Origin of the sequence: Wolbachia endosymbiont (group A) of Lasioglossum morio (assembly GCF_947250585.1) — a bacterium.
Taxonomy (GTDB): Bacteria; Pseudomonadota; Alphaproteobacteria; order Rickettsiales; family Anaplasmataceae; genus Wolbachia; species Wolbachia pipientis.
Genome location: NZ_OX366327.1, coordinates 1,061,562 through 1,079,086, shown reverse-complemented (window position 1 = coordinate 1,079,086; position 17,525 = coordinate 1,061,562). Strand labels below are relative to the sequence as shown.

The 17,525-nt window shown below is 35.2% G+C and carries 16 protein-coding genes and 1 pseudogene; 6 read left to right on the top strand and 11 right to left on the bottom strand.

Going from position 1 to position 17,525, the window contains the following annotated elements; all coding sequences use genetic code 11:
• Positions 1–87 precede the first annotated feature (87 nt).
• From OOK89_RS05305 to OOK89_RS05290, 4 genes are all read right to left on the bottom strand, one after another.
• Positions 88–444: a holo-[acyl-carrier-protein] synthase gene (locus OOK89_RS05305; RefSeq protein ID WP_151807997.1), complete on the bottom strand. Its 357-nt coding sequence runs from the start codon at positions 442–444 to the stop codon at positions 88–90.
• The gene (proS, locus tag OOK89_RS05300) at positions 441–1,709 is read right to left on the bottom strand and encodes a proline--tRNA ligase (RefSeq protein ID WP_264718900.1); all 1,269 of its coding nucleotides are present in this window, start codon (positions 1,707–1,709) and stop codon (positions 441–443) included. Before proS ends, OOK89_RS05305 begins: the two co-directional genes overlap by 4 nt.
• Before the next feature lie 102 nt (positions 1,710–1,811).
• A complete protein-coding gene (locus tag OOK89_RS05295; protein WP_264718899.1) occupies positions 1,812–3,062 on the bottom strand; it encodes a WH2 domain-containing protein in 1,251 nt (416 codons plus the stop codon).
• Between the two features lie 353 nt (positions 3,063–3,415).
• Positions 3,416–3,580 (bottom strand): hypothetical protein, encoded by a 165-nt coding sequence (locus OOK89_RS05290; protein WP_162829040.1) that lies wholly within the window; start codon positions 3,578–3,580, stop codon positions 3,416–3,418.
• Between the two features lie 181 nt (positions 3,581–3,761).
• On the opposite strand from OOK89_RS05290, the pseudogene OOK89_RS05285 reads away from it, so the two are divergent.
• The 3 genes and pseudogenes from OOK89_RS05285 (at position 3,762) to OOK89_RS05275 (ending at position 6,748) form a co-directional block, all read left to right on the top strand.
• Positions 3,762–5,017, top strand: a pseudogene (locus OOK89_RS05285) (IS4 family transposase).
• 440 nt (positions 5,018–5,457) lie between these two features.
• Complete coding sequence (locus OOK89_RS05280; protein ID WP_010082469.1) at positions 5,458–5,985, top strand: c-type cytochrome; 528 nt, start codon at positions 5,458–5,460, stop codon at positions 5,983–5,985.
• Position 5,986: 1 nt separating this feature from the next.
• Positions 5,987–6,748 (top strand): alpha/beta hydrolase, encoded by a 762-nt coding sequence (locus tag OOK89_RS05275; protein WP_012673268.1) that lies wholly within the window; start codon positions 5,987–5,989, stop codon positions 6,746–6,748.
• Between the two features lie 175 nt (positions 6,749–6,923).
• Here OOK89_RS05275 and trpS read toward each other — a convergent pair whose 3' ends face one another.
• The 5 genes from trpS to OOK89_RS05250 form a co-directional block, all read right to left on the bottom strand.
• Positions 6,924–7,922 carry a tryptophan--tRNA ligase gene (trpS, locus tag OOK89_RS05270; RefSeq protein ID WP_264718898.1) on the bottom strand — a complete coding sequence of 333 codons (999 nt, stop codon included), beginning with the start codon at positions 7,920–7,922 and terminating at the stop codon, positions 6,924–6,926.
• Positions 7,923–7,939: 17 nt separating this feature from the next.
• Positions 7,940–8,509, bottom strand: coding sequence for a nucleotide exchange factor GrpE (locus OOK89_RS05265; RefSeq protein ID WP_182282656.1), 570 nt, complete (start codon positions 8,507–8,509; stop codon positions 7,940–7,942).
• Between the two features lie 61 nt (positions 8,510–8,570).
• Positions 8,571–9,557 carry a polyprenyl synthetase family protein gene (locus OOK89_RS05260; protein ID WP_010962840.1) on the bottom strand — a complete coding sequence of 329 codons (987 nt, stop codon included), beginning with the start codon at positions 9,555–9,557 and terminating at the stop codon, positions 8,571–8,573.
• A 10-nt stretch (positions 9,558–9,567) separates the two neighbouring features.
• Positions 9,568–9,888 (bottom strand): 30S ribosomal protein S16, encoded by a 321-nt coding sequence (gene rpsP / locus OOK89_RS05255; protein ID WP_006279266.1) that lies wholly within the window; start codon positions 9,886–9,888, stop codon positions 9,568–9,570.
• 401 nt (positions 9,889–10,289) lie between these two features.
• Complete coding sequence (locus OOK89_RS05250; protein ID WP_151807587.1) at positions 10,290–12,089, bottom strand: peptidylprolyl isomerase; 1,800 nt, start codon at positions 12,087–12,089, stop codon at positions 10,290–10,292.
• A gap of 307 nt (positions 12,090–12,396) precedes the next feature.
• On the opposite strand from OOK89_RS05250, the gene OOK89_RS05245 reads away from it, so the two are divergent.
• Entirely contained in the window at positions 12,397–12,999 is a 603-nt protein-coding gene (locus OOK89_RS05245; RefSeq protein WP_010082495.1) for a cell cycle transcriptional regulator TrcR, read from the top strand.
• 204 nt (positions 13,000–13,203) lie between these two features.
• Complete coding sequence (gene rho, locus OOK89_RS05240) at positions 13,204–14,607, top strand: transcription termination factor Rho (protein ID WP_007549497.1); 1,404 nt, start codon at positions 13,204–13,206, stop codon at positions 14,605–14,607.
• A 270-nt stretch (positions 14,608–14,877) separates the two neighbouring features.
• Here rho and OOK89_RS05235 read toward each other — a convergent pair whose 3' ends face one another.
• On the bottom strand, positions 14,878–15,354 hold the full coding sequence (locus OOK89_RS05235) for an RDD family protein (RefSeq protein WP_006279800.1): 477 nt from the start codon (positions 15,352–15,354) through the stop codon (positions 14,878–14,880).
• Positions 15,355–15,376: 22 nt separating this feature from the next.
• On the bottom strand, positions 15,377–15,913 hold the full coding sequence (locus tag OOK89_RS05230) for an RDD family protein (RefSeq protein ID WP_006279799.1): 537 nt from the start codon (positions 15,911–15,913) through the stop codon (positions 15,377–15,379).
• A 145-nt stretch (positions 15,914–16,058) separates the two neighbouring features.
• Here OOK89_RS05230 and icd point away from each other — a divergent pair, with 145 nt between their 5' ends.
• Positions 16,059–17,486, top strand: a complete 1,428-nt coding sequence (gene icd, locus OOK89_RS05225) for an isocitrate dehydrogenase (RefSeq protein ID WP_264718897.1) — start codon at positions 16,059–16,061, stop codon at positions 17,484–17,486.
• The last annotated feature ends 39 nt before the right edge of the window (positions 17,487–17,525 follow it).

Below are 17,525 nucleotides of genomic sequence, written 5' to 3'. Positions count from 1 at the left end.
GCGGGATGACGGTTTTTCAAATTGTTGTAAGTCGGTTTAGCTATATAGATAGCATAAAGTCAACTGCATAAATTGAAACAATATCTGCTAGACGCAAATTACAACAAATGCAGTAGCGTAATCTCCATCGTCACTCAGAGAAAGATGAATTTTGGAGATAAAATCCTTGCTAACGGTAAGATATGGCTTGCCTCTTACATCATTGTATATTTCTATATCTTTCATTGTAATACCCTGACCACTACCTCGTGCTTTAACAAAAGCTTCTTTTGCTGCAAAGCGTTTAGCAAAATACCTTGCTCGCATTTCTTGACTATTATACTTTCTACTTAGCTCTATTTCCTTTTCAGTGTAGATTCTATTGAGAAATTTTTCCCCGTATTTTTGTAATATTCTCAATATTCTTGGTATATATACTATGTCAGTGCCGATACCGTGTATCATTTTGCGCTAAAGTGATTTATTGCTTCCTCAATCTGCATTTCCTTTACCTCTCCAGTTGCTCTATTTTTTACTTCAACTATATTTTCACTTACTGCTTTCTTTCCGACAATTATTTGCCACGGCAAGCCTATCAGATCCATTCTAGAAAATTTTACTCCTACACTCCCTTCCGTATCATCGTAAAGCACTTCATCGCTCTTCAAAGCTTTGTATATTTTATCTGCGGCCTCCGTTACTTTCGTTTGTAAATTGATTAAACCAATTCTGAAAGGAGCTACCTCCTCCGGCCAGATAATTCCCTTATCATCATGAAAAGCTTCTATTATCGCACCAACAAGTCTTGAAACCCCAATGCCATACGAACCCATATGTATATTGACATTTTTTCCATCTTGAGAAGTAACACTTGCCTTCATAGGCTTTGAGTATTTGTCGCCAAAATAAAAAATATGCCCTATTTCAATACCTTTACTAACATTTAACTGCTCTTGTGATATAGGGCAAGTCTCAGGATCATGCATATCATCTGCAACTGCGTATATACTCTTTAAACTTTCAATATCTTCACTCTCTAGTAGTTCAGAAAATTTATTGTCATAATATAAAGTGCTCTCACCAGTGTTTGCCAATATATGAAACTCGTGGCTCAAATTTCCTCCAATTGGCCCCGTATCAGCTCTCACTCCAATTGGGGTAAGTCCCATGCGTTTGAAGATTTTTATGTAAGTTTTGTACATCAAATTATATGAATTCAGTGCACCTTCGTAATCTACATCAAAACTGTATGCATCCTTCATCAAAAATTCCCTGCCCCTCATAACACCATAACGTGGTCTTACCTCATCACGGAATTTCCATTGAATTTGGTATAAACAAAGTGGCAAATCTTTGTAACTTTTTACCACATCTCTAATTAAATCAGTTGCTATCTCCTCATGCGTTGGACCAAAAAGCATATCTTCCTCATGCCTATCCTTTATGCGTAGCATTTCCTTACCGTAATCATCGTAACGCCCTGATTCTCGCCAAAGACTTGCTGGTTGCACACAAGGCATTAATGCTTCAATAGCACCGGATTTGTTCATTTCATCTCTGATAATATCTTCAATATTCTTAAGCACTAAGAGACCAAGTGGTAACCACGTATAGATGCCAGATGCTATCTGCTTTATTAAACCTGCACGCAAAGAATATTGATGGGAGATAATTTTAGCATGGGCAGGCTTTTCCTTTAGAGTTGGCAGGTAATATTTGGATAAACGCATATAATAGATCTGATTGTATTAAGTAATCTTAATACAATCAGACCTGTAGGTAAACTTATTTTGAAAAGGAAGGGAAGTGCATGGCTGACCATTTCATAGTTATCATAGTCCTTGTACAACATTTTCCTTTTGGCATCGCAACGCTTTTCCACCAAACTGTGCTATGCGATCCTCAACAGAAAGAGTAGATGGATCTTTCATCTCACTGCTTACTGGACTCTCTTCTTTTACAGGAGGAGCTTCAGGTTTCGTTTGTAAACCAGCAGGCTTAGGCGGTATCGGTGGCTTCCCTGCCTCTGGTGCAGGATGTGACGGAGATGTGGGTTCAGGTTTTGCATCATCACCAGATACATGCCCACTGTCAGGACTCTTGCTTCTTTCTTTATGGAACGATTGGGGGTTTGAAGGCATAGATTTTTTCCTGTGTTTTGTCGGCATCTTTTGTTTCGGTCCTACTTCTTCCTGTTCGCCTTCATCAGACCAACCTGACTCTCTACTAGAACTCTCACTTTCACTATCTGAGCATTCCACGGCTACTCTCCTTGCAAGAATAACAGCTATATCACACTCTGTTTTTGGAGTACTCTTCTCAGGGCTTTGTTGATTTTTATTAACTGATTTCAATTTAAAACCTCCTCTTATTTCTGCAAGTAAAGCATTTTTGGAATCTGTTTGCTCATCTTCACTATTCTTTTCTCGTTTTTCCCTATTTTGTTTTAATTTTTCATCGCGTGCTTTTTTCTGTTCTTTGCTCATACCTGCCTTACCGCCAGCTTTTTTTATACTATTAAGTAAATCATTACTACCCTGTTGAGTTGATGAATTTTGAGGAGGAGGTGGTGGAGGTACTGCACCACTTGTTTGATTCAATTGCTCAGGAGTTGGCATAGGAGGAGGTGGTGGTGATGCACAGCTTGATAGAGGAGGAGGCGGCGGCTGTAGCATATTGGCACTTGGATTTGGTTGTGTTCCAAACGTTACTGGAGGTGATTGAGGAGTAGGTACATTTGATTTATTCTCCAGATTAGTACAATTTTTACACACAAATTTTTGTGGTTCTTGAGATGGAGTATGGCCGAATTTCTGTCCATTAAGACCTACTTCTTTCTTATTATCATCTCTAGAAATAGCCAGTTTAACAAGATATGTCACTGAAATAAGTGCAACAACCGTAGAAACAGCAAAAATTGCTAAAGGAACTGCTGCAATAGGACCAGAACCAGAAACTGCTATAATAACATAAGGAAGATATTGACCAGCTGTAAAACTAAATACAGATAATAATGAAACAGCAATTAAAGGTTTCCATATAGTCCCCTTAGTTTTAGTAAGCTCCTGACTATCTTTTAGCAATAATGAATTATGAAAAATAAAGTCAAAATTTGAATAGATAAGCTATAAGTAATATACGATCAGCAATAGCTATACAATAGACTTCTTGTATAACCCACACTAAGTAGAAAAAAGGTGTCATCCAAGTAGCTGACACTGCTCTCCTTTGTCATTCCAGTGCTTGACACTGGAATGACACCGAAGGGGCTACTGCCGTCTTGGATGGAAACCAGTGTCAGAACTAGTTAACCATGGGGCTTCTTTTGCCTTTTTTTCCATTTGGTAAATTTCTTAAATATTTATGGCTAACATGAAGCTAAGTACGAACTTTGTTAAACATAACAAATGGTGCCATTCCAGTGCTCCTTTTTTTGTCATCCCAGTGCTTGACACTGGGATCCAGTTTTCCATATAATCTCATCGAAAATGTTGTAACCACTTTCTGTGCTAGTTTGCTTGCTTACAAGCAAACTTTCCTGGATCCCAGTGTCTGGGCACTGGGATGACATCATAGGGACACTGGGATTACACCCTGACAATCGTCATCCAGCTACTTGTTAGCGGCTAAGAGATACCGCGAATGAATCGCGGTATGACGGTTCGTGGCGGCATGACGATAACCTCGTCTCACTGCCATTAAGTTAAGGAAAAAAGATAGATTTTATGGGATAATGATGTATACCAATAAGTTTAAAGGTAGTATGAGTAAAAAAGGCAGTAATAAAATTTATTCAAAATGAATTGGCAAGTCTAGAATTTATAGAATCCCATAAATCATCTTCAAAAGATTTTATGAGAAAGAGGAAGTTATCTTTTATTGACATATTTATCTTAATTTTAAGAAAAAGTGTAAAGTCGCTGCAAGTAATACTAAACGAATTTATTTTATATAGGAAAAAAGACTATACCGTTACTGCTAGTGCTTTTAGTCAAGCAAGAAAAAAAATGAAACACAGTGCATTTTCAGAAATTAACGAAGGTGTGGTTTCCTTGTACTACCAAGACCAAAAATTTAAAACTTGTTTTGGCTTTAGAGTGTTAGCTCTTGATGCCTCCAAAATCATTTTACCAACAAGCGTTGAAATAAAAAATGAATTTGGCTCAAGAAAAATACGTAACCAAAAACCAAAAGATTTAGGTGATTATGCAAGTGCAACCTTTGCGGTTTGTTAAGATGTGCTAAATAATGTTGCCATAAGGTCAGTGTTAGATAGAGGTAACACTCATGAAATTAACTTAGCAGATGAAATGCTTAAAGTTGTAAATACTAATGACTTACTGATTTGTATATTTATCTTATAAATTTCTTTCTAGCCTTACAAAAAGAAAAATTGCTTATGTCATTCGATGTCCCAGATCATCTTTTAATGAAGTGAATGCTATGTTTGAAGAAAAAAGCCCATCTAGTGTTGAGGTTACCATATGTGCTCAGCGTAAGATAAAACAAGAAAATAGTGGAATAACGCTTCAAAGTGGTACTGCCATCTGGTGAAATTGAAGTGTTAGCTACATCATTAATGGATGAACAAAAGTTTCAAACTGGAGGATTTAAGGAGTTATATTTTTTACGCTGGGGAGTTGAGACATTTTTTGCAAAACTCAAAGGAAGACTAAGTCTAGAAAATTTTACAGGAAAAAGTGTTGAGTCTGTTAAACAGGATTTTTGGTCAGCTATCTTTATTAGCAACCTAGAAAGTGTTATGACAGAAGATGTAGAAGAAGCGTTGAATATGGACTTAACCGATGATAAGCTTAAGAGGAGCATTAACAAATCTGTCTCATTTAACGCGATCAAAAACTTGGCTTTCGACATTTTTGCTACGGAATCAGATACTGACTGCATTATGGATCAATTATCAAAGCTATTTTTGATGAACACTTTGGCGGTAAGAAAGGGAAGGAAAGTTGATCGTCATAAGGTACCTTATCTTCGTTCGTTCAATTACCAAAAAAGGGTTAGAAAACACATATTTTGACTAGAGGTAGTATTCATATCTTCTGATAATAACTGGGTAGCTTATTGCCATAGCTCCTGTAAAATGACTTCTAAACAAACTATTTCTTAAGTAATTTACACTTCAGAGTTTATCTGCTTTAAAGTTTACTCTATTCTGTTTCAGCATTTGTCATAAATCCTTAATTATTTCTGACTTTTTAGTTCAGTTTTTAACCATTCTTTCCTTAACTTAATGGCAGTGAACCTCGTCATCCCGCTACTTGTTAGCGGGATCTCTTGTTAGCGGCTGAGATACCGCGAATGAATCGCGGTATGACGGTTCGCGGCGGTATGGACGTAGGAAAACCTTTCTTGGGTCAGCTATAGAGACTCTCATCTTTAGCGAGCTTCAAGGTAATTGGTTGCTATTTGCGAAAATATTCGCATAATTTAAGTAACATTACTTAATAAAAATTAACTATGGAGCTTAATAAGATTGCAGCATCGATTTTACTTTCTGGGCTAATCATTATGATAGTTAGTAATGTAGTTGATATGCTTTACAGTCCAGAAGAATATAAGATTGAACACCAAACGATAGTAGCTGCTGGCAGCAATGAGTTCCAGCAAAAAATCGAGCAAGTGGCGCTTGATATTGGAGCGCTCATGCAGAATGCTAGCTTTGAGAAAGGTAAATCAGCAGCAAAAAAATGTATAGCCTGCCATAGTTTTGAGAAAGGTGGAATGAATAAAGTAGGACCAAACTTATGGAACATAGTTGGAAATAAAAAGGCCCATCTTGGTAACTCATTCAATTACTCAAAAGCAGTGCTTGAAAGAGGTGGAAAATGGGGGTATGAGGAGCTATTTGCCTTTTTAAAGAACCCAAAAGCCTATATAAAAGGTACACGTATGGCATTTGCAGGTATTTCCAATCCACAAGAAATTGCAGATCTAGTTAGTTATTTGCATCAATTGAGTGATAGCCCGGTTGCTTTGCCAAAGTAGTATGGATTATTGTAAATTGTTTGATGGAAATAATGGTCACATAGCATATCGAAAGCTACAAGGAAAGAAAGCTTCTGTAGTTTTTTTCGGTGGATTTGCATCCAATATGGATGGAACTAAAGCAACTGCTATTTACAAATTTTGCCAAGAAAATGACGTAGCACTTGTGCTATTTGATTATTTTGGTCACGGTCATTCAAGTGGTAATTTTATTGATTACACGATAAGTGATTGGCAAAAAAATTGTGCTAAAGTAATGAGTGAATTAACTAGCGATAAACAAATAATTATAGGTTCAAGTATGGGAGGATGGCTGATGTTGCTCACTGCCCTTCAATTTCCAGAAAAAATTGCAGCACTAATTGGTATATCGTCTGCTCCCGATTTTACTGAAGATTTGATATTCAAGCAATTGTCAGGCAAGCAAAAAGAAGAACTAGATTCTAAAGGTGTAATAGATTTTACTTCAGAGCATTGTACATACAAAATAACTAAAAATTTGATCGAAGATGGCAGAAAGAACCTTCTTTTAAACAAAAAGACAATAGATATAAACTGTCCTGTGCGCTTGCTGCATAGCATTAATGATAAAGATGTTCCTTATCAAACTTCATTGAATTTAGCTGAAAAAATTAAGTCAACCGATGTTGAAGTACACTTAATAAAATCAGCAGAGCACAATATGTCTGACAATCATTCACTGGAAGTTTTATTTAAGACCATTAGAGAATTTTGTAACCAGACTGCATTCTGTGATTTTTAGCAAAACACGATTTTTCATTTGAGCTTTCTTCAACTTAAAATAAATACAGAAAATTGCTGCCTATAGCTAAACTGACTTAGATTTACCGACAATTTGAAAAACCGTCATCCCGCTACGTGTTAGCGGCTGAGATACCGCGGCGGTATGACGGTTCGCACCATCACACTTTGGAACCTTACAGATATTGAGCAAATCCAATAATATCCTTGATTTCTTTTATATTATGGGTTGCAATTTCTGCTGCTTTCTTTGTGCCTTTTTTTAATATTTCATGTAAATGGAATTGGTCTTTTAAAAGATCATTCATTTTCTCACGTATGGGTGATATAACACTGATAATTAAATCAGCTAACTCTTTTTTGAAGTGCTTCATGTCATGTTTGTTCACTTCTTCACATACTTTTTCTGCATTTACATTACTAAGCACTGAATAAATGTTTATCAAATTGCTTATTTCTGGTCGGCACTCTAAAGTAGCAAAGCCTAGAATTGAATCTGTTTTTGCTTTTTCTATTTTTTTGACAATTAAGTCATCCGTATCATCAAGGTTAATGCACGAATGTTCTGAAGGATCAGATTTACTCATCTTGCTTGTACCATCTCTTAAGCTCATTATCCTTGATGTGCAATCCAAAGTTAAGATTTCAGGTACGATGAAATGATCCAGCTTATAATGATTGTTAAAAGCTGATGCAATATCACGTGCAAGCTCCAAATGCTGTTTTTGATCATCACCAACAGGAACGTATTTAGTTTGATACAACAATATATCTGCAGCCATAAGTACTGGATAACTATATAATCCAAGAGAGGCTTTTTGTTTATCGCTGCCAGCTTTATCTTTAAATTGAGTCATGCGATTAAGCCAACCAATTGGTGTATAGCACCCAAGCAGCCAGCCCAGTTCTGCATGACCACTAACTGTGGACTGATTAAAAATAATGGACTTTTCTGGATCTATTCCACATGCAATATAAGCTGCTGCTGTTTTGAAAATATTACTTTTTAATTCACTTGCGGGAAGCTTATTTGCTGTGATTGCATGTAGGTCGACAATACAAAAAAGAGATTTGTATTTATCCTGTAAGTCTATCCACTGTTTGATTGCACCAAGATAATTACCTAAATGTAGTACGCCACTTGGCTGGATACCTGAAAAGACAATACTTGTCATTATACATTTACCTCATGCTAATCGTTTCCACAATCAGCAGATTTCTTAGAAAGAATAACCATTGCAGGGCGGAGCAACCTATTTTTGATAGTATAACCAGTTTGTAGTACCTCTACAATGGTGCCAGGCTCTTTTTCATTGTCTTCTCTTTCCACAACAGCTTGGTGTAAATTACTATCAAAAAGCTCACCAAGTGGGTCTACTTCCTCTATTCCATGTTTTTTTAGATCATTTATAATTTTTTGATAAGCTACTTTAATCCCCTCATGAACAGGATCACCGTCTTTCAAAATTTCCATTACTCTTTTTAAATTGTCGCACGAGTCGATCATATCACGTGCAAGTTTTGTGACTGCGTAGTCACTTGCATCGCTAATTTGCTTTTGCATTATACGTTTGACGTTTTCATTATCTGCAACAGCACGGCGTAAATGATCTTCAAGCTGAACTGCACGTTCTTTTAATGTATTGAGATCTTCATTTAAATCATCAGTTTGCTTATGGTTATCACTTTGTTGGTCGTCACCTTTCTGCCTACTTACCATATCAGCAAACTTCTTCTTTTTCTCCTTACTGCTATCTGACATATCATTACCCTTAAGAATCTAATAAATATATAACAATTAATCTGAAAATATCAAGCGCCAGCTACATTCGTCTTTCTATGCTCGCATTTAAAAAGTTAATTAAAGTAGTTTTATAAAAAGAATCAGAAAAAGTACTAATATCATTTTGTGCCATATTAATGTAGTGTCTAGCTTTTTCCATAGAAAGCTGAATGGCATTATGGTGATTAATATAGTGTAATGCTTGGTCAAAATTGTGTCTAGCTGAAGAAAAGCATTTTTCCCAGAATTTTTGCTCTGCTGGACTGCCCTTTTCGTATGCTATAATAGCAGGTAAGGTGACTTTACCTTCGAAAAAGTCTTTTCCGACTTGCTTTCCAGAAGTGCCTTGATTAGCAGTATAATCGAGCATATCATCAACTATTTGAAATGCCATACCAAAATTAAAACCAAAATTCTTTAGCCTCTCTGTTTCGTCATTTGTTGCACCAGATACTGTTGATGCAGCTTCACAGCATGCAGAAAATAAAGATGCTGTCTTTTCTCCAATGATATCAAAATAATTTTCCCTGACTGTGTGGGGGTCAAAGCGTGCTGTCATCTGCTTTATTTCACCCTTCACAAGTAAATGCGATGCTTTAGATAAAATAGAGAGAATATTTAAATTTCCACACTCTATAAGCCATCTAAATGCTAGAGTCAACAATAGATCACCAACTAAAATGCTTGATTTATTTCCCCAAATCTTATTCGCTGTTTTAACTCCATGGCGTGCCTCACTTTCATCGAGCACATCATCATGAAGTAAAGTAGCATTGTGTATAAACTCTACCGATGCAGCAACGTTGATCCTATTCTCCCCAGAATAGTTTAGCATTTTACATATAATAAAAACTAGTTTAGGCCTTATTTTTTTTCCACCTGACCTAACAAGATGAGATATAATATCAGTAGCAAGCTTAGCATCTTCATCATTGACATTTTTGAAGACAAAGTCATTCATAGCTGACAAATCAGAAGATACAATATCGTCTAATTTATCGCTGTTTGTTAAATCAGTATTTAGCATTTTAAGAGACTTATGCCTCTTGCCCTTGTGCTTTCTCGTTCTCTACTTTCTTCTTTTCTGTTTTCTTTGGTTCTGTTTCTAAAGTTACTATGCCTTTTTTGATAAACCACAGTACTCTTTCAGTTGCCTGCGCGCCTACACTTAGCCAATGTTTTAATCTATCAGCTTTCACCACAACACGATTTTTATTGTCTTTTGGTAACATTGGATCATATTGTCCTATTTTCTCAATAAAACGCCCATCTCTTGGTGCTCGTGAATCAGCTACAACTATCCTATAAAAAGGGCGTTTCTTTGCGCCAAACCTCGCCAACCTTATTTTAACTGCCATGTTAACCTTTATTCATATATTAGCCACAATTTTATACAATGAGCCGTTTTAAGTCAAATGAATTATACAACTTTTGCACCTTATAATATAATTACCAATAATGTAGGGCAGTGCCGGGCGCACAGCTATACGAACATTCATTTTTGAAGGTAAATTGCACAGCAAATGGTGTCATTCCAGTGCTTGACACTGGAATCCAGCCTTTTTTTAATCATTAAAACGTTGTATTTTAACATAAAACGGCTACTTTTATGCTTACCAACTTAATAAAATTCCTGGATCCCAGTGTCTGGGCACTGGGATGACATCCTTTCTAGTGAAGATTGCTCTCAAATCGCAATGTTCGTACAGTTGTGTGTCTGGGCACTGGAAGCGTTTGAAGCAACTTATAAGATTTTTGACTATATATCATCAAGTATAGCGTGATTAACTTCGACTTTATACTTTGATTCCAGATAGCTAATTAATTGCTCTTTTAGCGATATCATCACACGTTTTCCAGTGTCAAGCATGTTTAATTTGCCATTTGATGAATGCATTTCTTTTAGAACACCTATTATAATTTCATTATTGTATTGAATAGGGTCTGTCACTGAACCAGTTGTTTTCATATTGAAAATCTCTTCTACAAAAGAAAATGGGTAGTTTTGTTCATTGCGATGCATCTGCTGATCTTCAACTAATTCCACACCTTGAATTTTTTCCCAATCTGTTTTTTCTCTTAGTTGAACTGCAAACTCTTGCCCAATTTTAAACATTCTTTCTTTTATAAACTCACTCTGCCAAAGCTCTACTGCTGATGCCCTGCCTTCTTCAAAACTTTGTGATTTAGGTGGAACGATATCGATGATTTTTACACTAACAACAGCGTCCCCAACGCCCTTAAAATAACCTTTCTGATCCTTTTCTCGCGAAAAAATGAAAGAAATCAAATCACTAGAATCTCCTACGTTATTACCGCTTTGATCTTTTCCACTCGCATCTACTGGACCAATAGTTTGTATAGGTAAATTATATTCACTCAATATTTCTTCGATTGCTGAACCATTGTATATCTTATAGTTCACTTGGTTTATGAAATCATTGACTCTTTCAAAAGACTTTTGGTTAGTTAAAACTGACTTTATGTCTTTTTTTAAATCAACTAAGTCTTCATCAGAGATTTGATGCGCACTTTCCACTTTTATTATGTGCCAACCAAAACTGCTTGCTAAAACTTCACTTACTTCACCTACTTTAAGAGCAAACACCTTCTCTCTCATGTCTTCCGGTAGAAAATCCTTAGTTATATTATTTACTCTAGTTTCTTCAAGTTCTGCTTTGCCAAACTCTTCTACTATCTGTTCAAAGCTTGTTTTACCCTCCTCAAATGCTCTTCTTGCTGTCTCAGCTTCTTCTTTGGTAGAAAATATTACATTAAATATGTCTCTTTGATCTTTAAGTTCTTGTTGTTCTATTATGCCATCAACTTCTTCATCTGAGATCTTGATTTGATCTTCAAAATACTTTTGACCTAAGGAAATATATTGCGCAGTTCGATACTCAGGATAATAAAAATGAGATTTATTTCTTTCGTACAAATCAAGTAAGGTTTGATCACCTGGTTCAGGAATGTTTGTAACTGCATCTTCAGTTATCTTAACAATATCAACTACTCTAGTTTGGTAGCGACTGTTGTATATCTGCTCATCAATTTTCTCGCCAAAAGTTACCGGATAATTATCTTTAAATAACGAAGTCATAAACATCATTGCAGGCAGGATTTTCTCTAGCTTTGCTATATACTCTTTCTCTGTCATATGCAGGTCATTTAGCGTTTCATGGAATTTGTTTTTGTCAAATTCGCCTTTATCATTTTGAAAGTATTTGGTATTTTTAATATGGTTTTTTATAGACTCTTCTCCAACTGTCAACCCCAGCTCACTAATTAGGTTAAACAATAGTTTTTGCTCTATAAGTGCGTTAAGCAAATCATATTTCAGCTTTTTTACTTGTTCTCTACTCGCATCAGATCCAGAAATTTGTTTTCCATAATTTTGATATAGTGATTTATACTCATCTGACGTTATAACTTCTTTTCCAACCCTAGCTACCTCTTCTTTTTCATCATCACCTGATAAAAGGTTGCCAACTCCCACAAAGATTAACAAGCAAGCTAAAAGGACAACAGTTACTTTAGTGAAAAAATTTTTAACATTCATTTTAAACTCAGTTAATTAATGGTTAATTATAGAATAGTGATAATTTAATACTTGTAAACCTGTTGCTTTATTAGATAATATATATAATATATTAACTTAAAATTTAACTCTCTTCTTAAATAGAAACATATGTTTAACTGAGTTATACTATACCTTAAGAAGGGGAAATATGCTTAAAGGTGAGAGCATTTAATTAACTTAAGAGGTGGGAAGTGACAAACAAAAAGTTATTGAATGACAAAATTAATGCTTTTTTAGTTTTAATAGCTTATATTTTAGCTCTGTATAACAGTAATGGATACTTTAAATGGGAGATGCTTTTTTGATGTCAATGGAATCTTCTAAGGGCAATAACGATAGAAATAAACAGTTTCTAGTGCAAATAGCTGCTTGGTTAGTAGACAACACTGGTTTAACTTTTAATCAAATAGCACAATGTTGCAGATTGGCCCTTGAAGAAGTACAAGACATAGCTGATGAGGAAATAGAAGTAGAAAAATATAACCCTATTATTTCTGGAATAATTACTGAAAAAGAAATCGATGATTGCAAAAAAAATCCAAATCGTGTACCAAATTTGATTATAAAAAATATAAAAAAAAGGAGTAAAGCGATTGGTAGCATTCTTGGCTTTGCCTCTACGGCAAGACGTAGAGATAAACCTGATGCGATTTATTATTTAGTAAAAAAATTTCCTATCTTGGACAATAACGTTATAGCTAAATTAATTAGTACAACAAATTACACAGTTGAGCAGGTAAGAGATGGATCTCATCATAACATGCAAAATATAAAACCCCAAGATCCTGTACTACTCGGCTTATGTAGTCAAGAAAATTTAGAAGCAGAAGTGGAAAAAGCAAAAGTAGAAGAGGAGAAGCAAGAAAGGTTAAAAAAATATAAAGAATAGCTATTGAAAATCCTCAAATTTTTGTGCTTTGTTAACATTAAATTAAATTAACTTGACTTGCTAGTGTTTATTAGTATAATGTAAGTAAAGTACGGGGTTTAATGATAATTAAGCTTAATACGCACTGAAACTAACTCAGCCTAATTTATTATCTTATAGTCACATTTTAGGTTAGTAAGCATCAATTAAAATTTTTGGAGGATTATGACAACAATCAATGAAGATGTTTTGGCAAAAGGAAAGGTTACAGCTCAACCTGAAAAAAGTGAGCAAATTTACAATAACGATACAGTAAAACAGATGGTCAATGAAGGTACTGAGAAAAACAGAAAAACATTAGATCTGAGCGAATTAAAAGAGAAAACAGCAGAAGAATTGTTAGAGTTAGCTGAAGAAAGAAAAATTTCAACTAACGGTAAAAGCAATGGTAGAATGCTAAAGCAGGAAATAATATTCAGCTTAATGAAAAAAATGAGTGAAGAAGGAGGCATAACCACAGGGAGTGGAATAGTGGAAATATTGCCTGATGGTTTTGGTTTCTTACGTTCAGCAAGTGCAAATTATGCCCCAAGTACCGATGATGTTTATATTTCTAACGGGCAAATAAAGAAGTTTAATTTACGTACAGGAGATATGGCATATGGAGAAATAAGGCCACCTGGTGATAAAGAGAGATATTTTACTTTAACTAAGGTTCAAAGTATAAACTCTACTGAAGTAAGTGAATTAAGAAAGTACGTCCATTTTGATAATTTGCTTCCTCTTTATCCTGAGGAAAGCATAGTACTTGAGTGTAATAATGGTGATGATAAAAAAGGCTTAAGCATGCGTGCTATAGATATAGTAGCTCCTCTTGGAAAAGGGCAAAGAGCGTTAGTAGTTGCTCCACCTCGCACAGGAAAAACTGTATTGCTTCAGCAAATGGCTAACTCTATAGCTATAAATCACCCTGAAGTAGAATTAATAGTGTTACTTATAGATGAAAGACCTGAAGAAGTAACAGATATGATACGTTCTGTAAAAGGTGAGGTAGTAAGTTCTACGTTCGATGAGCCTGCTTACCGTCACGTACAGCTTGCTGAAATAGTAATAGAAAAAGCTAAAAGAATGGTTGAGCATAAAAAAGATGTGGTAATTCTACTTGACAATATTACTAGACTTGCACGTGCTTATAATGCGGTTATTCCTTCGTCTGGGAAAGTTCTAACTGGTGGTGTAGATTCAAACGCACTGCAGAGACCAAAACGCTTTTTTGGAGCAGCTCGTAATATTGAGAATGGGGGTTCTTTAACTATAATCGCCACAGCTCTTATAGAGACTGGTTCAAAAATGGATGAAGTTATTTTTGAAGAGTTTAAAGGTACAGGAAATGCTGAGATCATACTTGATAGAAAACTTTCTGATAAACGTATATTTCCAGCTATTGATATTACAAAATCCGGAACAAGGAAGGAAGAGCTATTAGTTGATAAGGCTATACTAAATAAAATATGGGTGGTGCGTAGGATACTCAATCCTATGGGACCCGTTGAAGCAATGGAATTTTTACGTGACAAACTACTTTTAACAAAGAGCAATGCTGACTTTTTTAACTCCATGAATCACTAAAAGTAAGCCAGTTATGATGGATATGCTGAGCAAAAAGTAAAACGCTCTTATAGCTAAAATAATTTGGATTTACCAAAATATATTTATAGTTATAGCTCTTTTTACAATAATCCGAACAGACCGTAATATGCTACTGGCCTGCTATAGCCATAAACACATATCTTATCGCATTCGGACTATTATAAGAAAGGCTATAAGTTGGCAATTTACCTTAAGTTAGCGCGTGACACTGGAATGACACCCTTGGTGGCAGACAGCTAAAGGAAAATATCAACTAGGTTTATAATCTATCACTACCGTGTTTGCAATTTTGTCGTGAAAAGCTTGTTTATGTTCATCACCTACTGCACATACTAAAACTAAGATTAGTATAGCTAAGAATAAAATGGGATTACAAAGTGATATGCAATAAATTATAAAAAGAGCTATAGTCCTTTTCATTGCTTGCATTGTAGTGATTGACTCAAATGTATCTTTGTCTTTTACACGCATGCTAAATAACAAGTGTCCTGGAGTGCCGCCAAATTTTACTAGCATGAATATATGAAATATACATGGTATCATTAAAAATAAAGAAAATACAATCGTGGTGATTACAATTATTGCACCCATGATCCCTTGTATTGCGTGTGTAAGTGAGAAACCCACCGCCATTAAACCAAATGGTATTGCGATAAATAAAATACAATCAACTATAAATGCTAGAGTACGTCTTGTCATCGTTGAGTAGTTTACTTTTTTATCCATGTACTACCTATAAAGAAAAATATCAACTAGATTTATAGTCTATCACTACTGTTTTTGCAATTTTATCGTAAAAAGTCTGTTTGCGTTGATCAAATACTGCAAACAAAAATAAAATTAGCACAATTAAAAGATATAGAAAAGTATAACCATGATAATGCAGATGAAGCAAAAAGCGAAAAATAATCCAGATGCTTCCCTTAGAAATACATCTTATTGTTGCTTGCATAAGGGTAACATTTGTAAATGTATTAGCATCTTTAATATGCATACCACACAATAGTTTTCCTGGGGTACCACCAAGTTTTGTTACCATTAATATTTTGGATATTGTTAGTACTAATGTTGCGACCACTGTAGAAACTATAAATGGTATTTCTGTTGCTAGTTGTGCAAGTTCCTGAAAAGAGTCTTTATCTTGATCTTGTAATGATACGATGAATACACCATAGATAAAACCGAAGATAAAATGAGGGGAAAATATGATGAGGTCAAGTATTTCTGCTACAATACGCCTTGTAAATCCTACATAATTTACTTTAACATTTATTTCAGTATTCATAACCCCACCTATATTTCATAATATCATCATATGATATAAAAATACGTTATTAAATAACCGTAAATATACTAACTTGGGTAATATTAGCTACTTGTGCCACTCTATTATTTAAATTAATATTAAATCATTTATAACTAGGGAAGTTATGTCAACACTAATCACAGTTGCATATGGCGACGGTATCGGACCAGAAATCATGGAAGCGGTGCTGTCGATATTGCGCGAAGCAGAAGCGGAAATCTCAATAGATATTATTGAAATAGGGGAGCGTGTTTACAGTAAAGAATGGTCTCACGGAATTTCTCCAAGTGGTTGGGAATCAATTGAAAGGACAAAAATATTATTAAAATCTCCGACAACAACTCCTCAAGGTAAAGGGCACAAAAGCTTAAACGTTGCACTCAGAAAAAATCTAGGGTTGTATGCAAATATCAGACCATGCATTTCATATCATCCTGTTATAGAAAATAAATTCGATAAGTTTGATATCGTAGTGATACGTGAAAATGAAGAGGACGTTTACACCGGAATAGAGCATAGGCTCACTGGTGACTCTTACCAATGCACTAAAATTATTACTAGATCTGGCTCAGAGAAGATATGCAGGTACGCTTTTGAATATGCAAAAAAACACAACAGAAAAAAAGTAACTTGCCTGACTAAAGATAACATCATGAAAATGACTGACGGAACTTTCCATGCCGCGTTTGATCGCATTGCAAAGGAATACCCAGATATAAAGGCAGAACATTATATAGTTGATATTGGAATGGCGCGTGTTGCAACAGAACCGGAGAATTTTGATGTTATAGTAACCGAGAACTTATATGGCGACATATTATCAGATATAGTCGCACAAACCTCTGGATCTGTGGGGCTTGCCGGAAGTAGCAACATCGGGAATGAATACGCAATGTTTGAAGCAGTGCACGGTTCTGCCCCTGATATTGCAGGAAAAAACATAGCCAATCCTTCTGGTCTTTTAAATGCTGCAGTGCATATGCTAATTTACATAGGTCAAGTGGGTACTGCAAAACTAATCTACGATGCATGGCTCAAGACTTTGGAGGATGGAATACACACTGCCGATTTATATAAGGAGAAAAGAAGTAAACAGAAAGTTGGTACCAAAGAATTTGCAGAAGCTGTTATAGATAATTTAGGAAAGAAACCTGCTGAGCTTATAATTGGCAGTGGTTCGGATAGTAAAATAAATTTGGATAGTAAAATAAATAAAGTACAAGACAATTACGAACAAGATTACAAAGTTAAAAAGCTAGTGGGTAGTGATATAACTCTCGCTTGGGACAAATCCAGTAATGTTGATCAAATAGTAGGATTATTTGAATCAAGTAATCTGCAAATGATAGCAATATACTCAAAAGGACTTGCGATTTGGCCAGGAAGTTCAAAGTCTTCAAGTGACCAAATAACCTGCAGGTTCATTGCAAATAATGAAATTACAAATAGTGATGTGAATAACTTGCTAATCAAATTTGAGGAACATAATTTTGATGTGGTGAGAATGGATAAGTTGTATTTGTATGATGGGAAAGAGGGTTTCTTCTCTTAGTGGTTGCTTGATATTTTTATGCTTGTGTGAAACATTAAA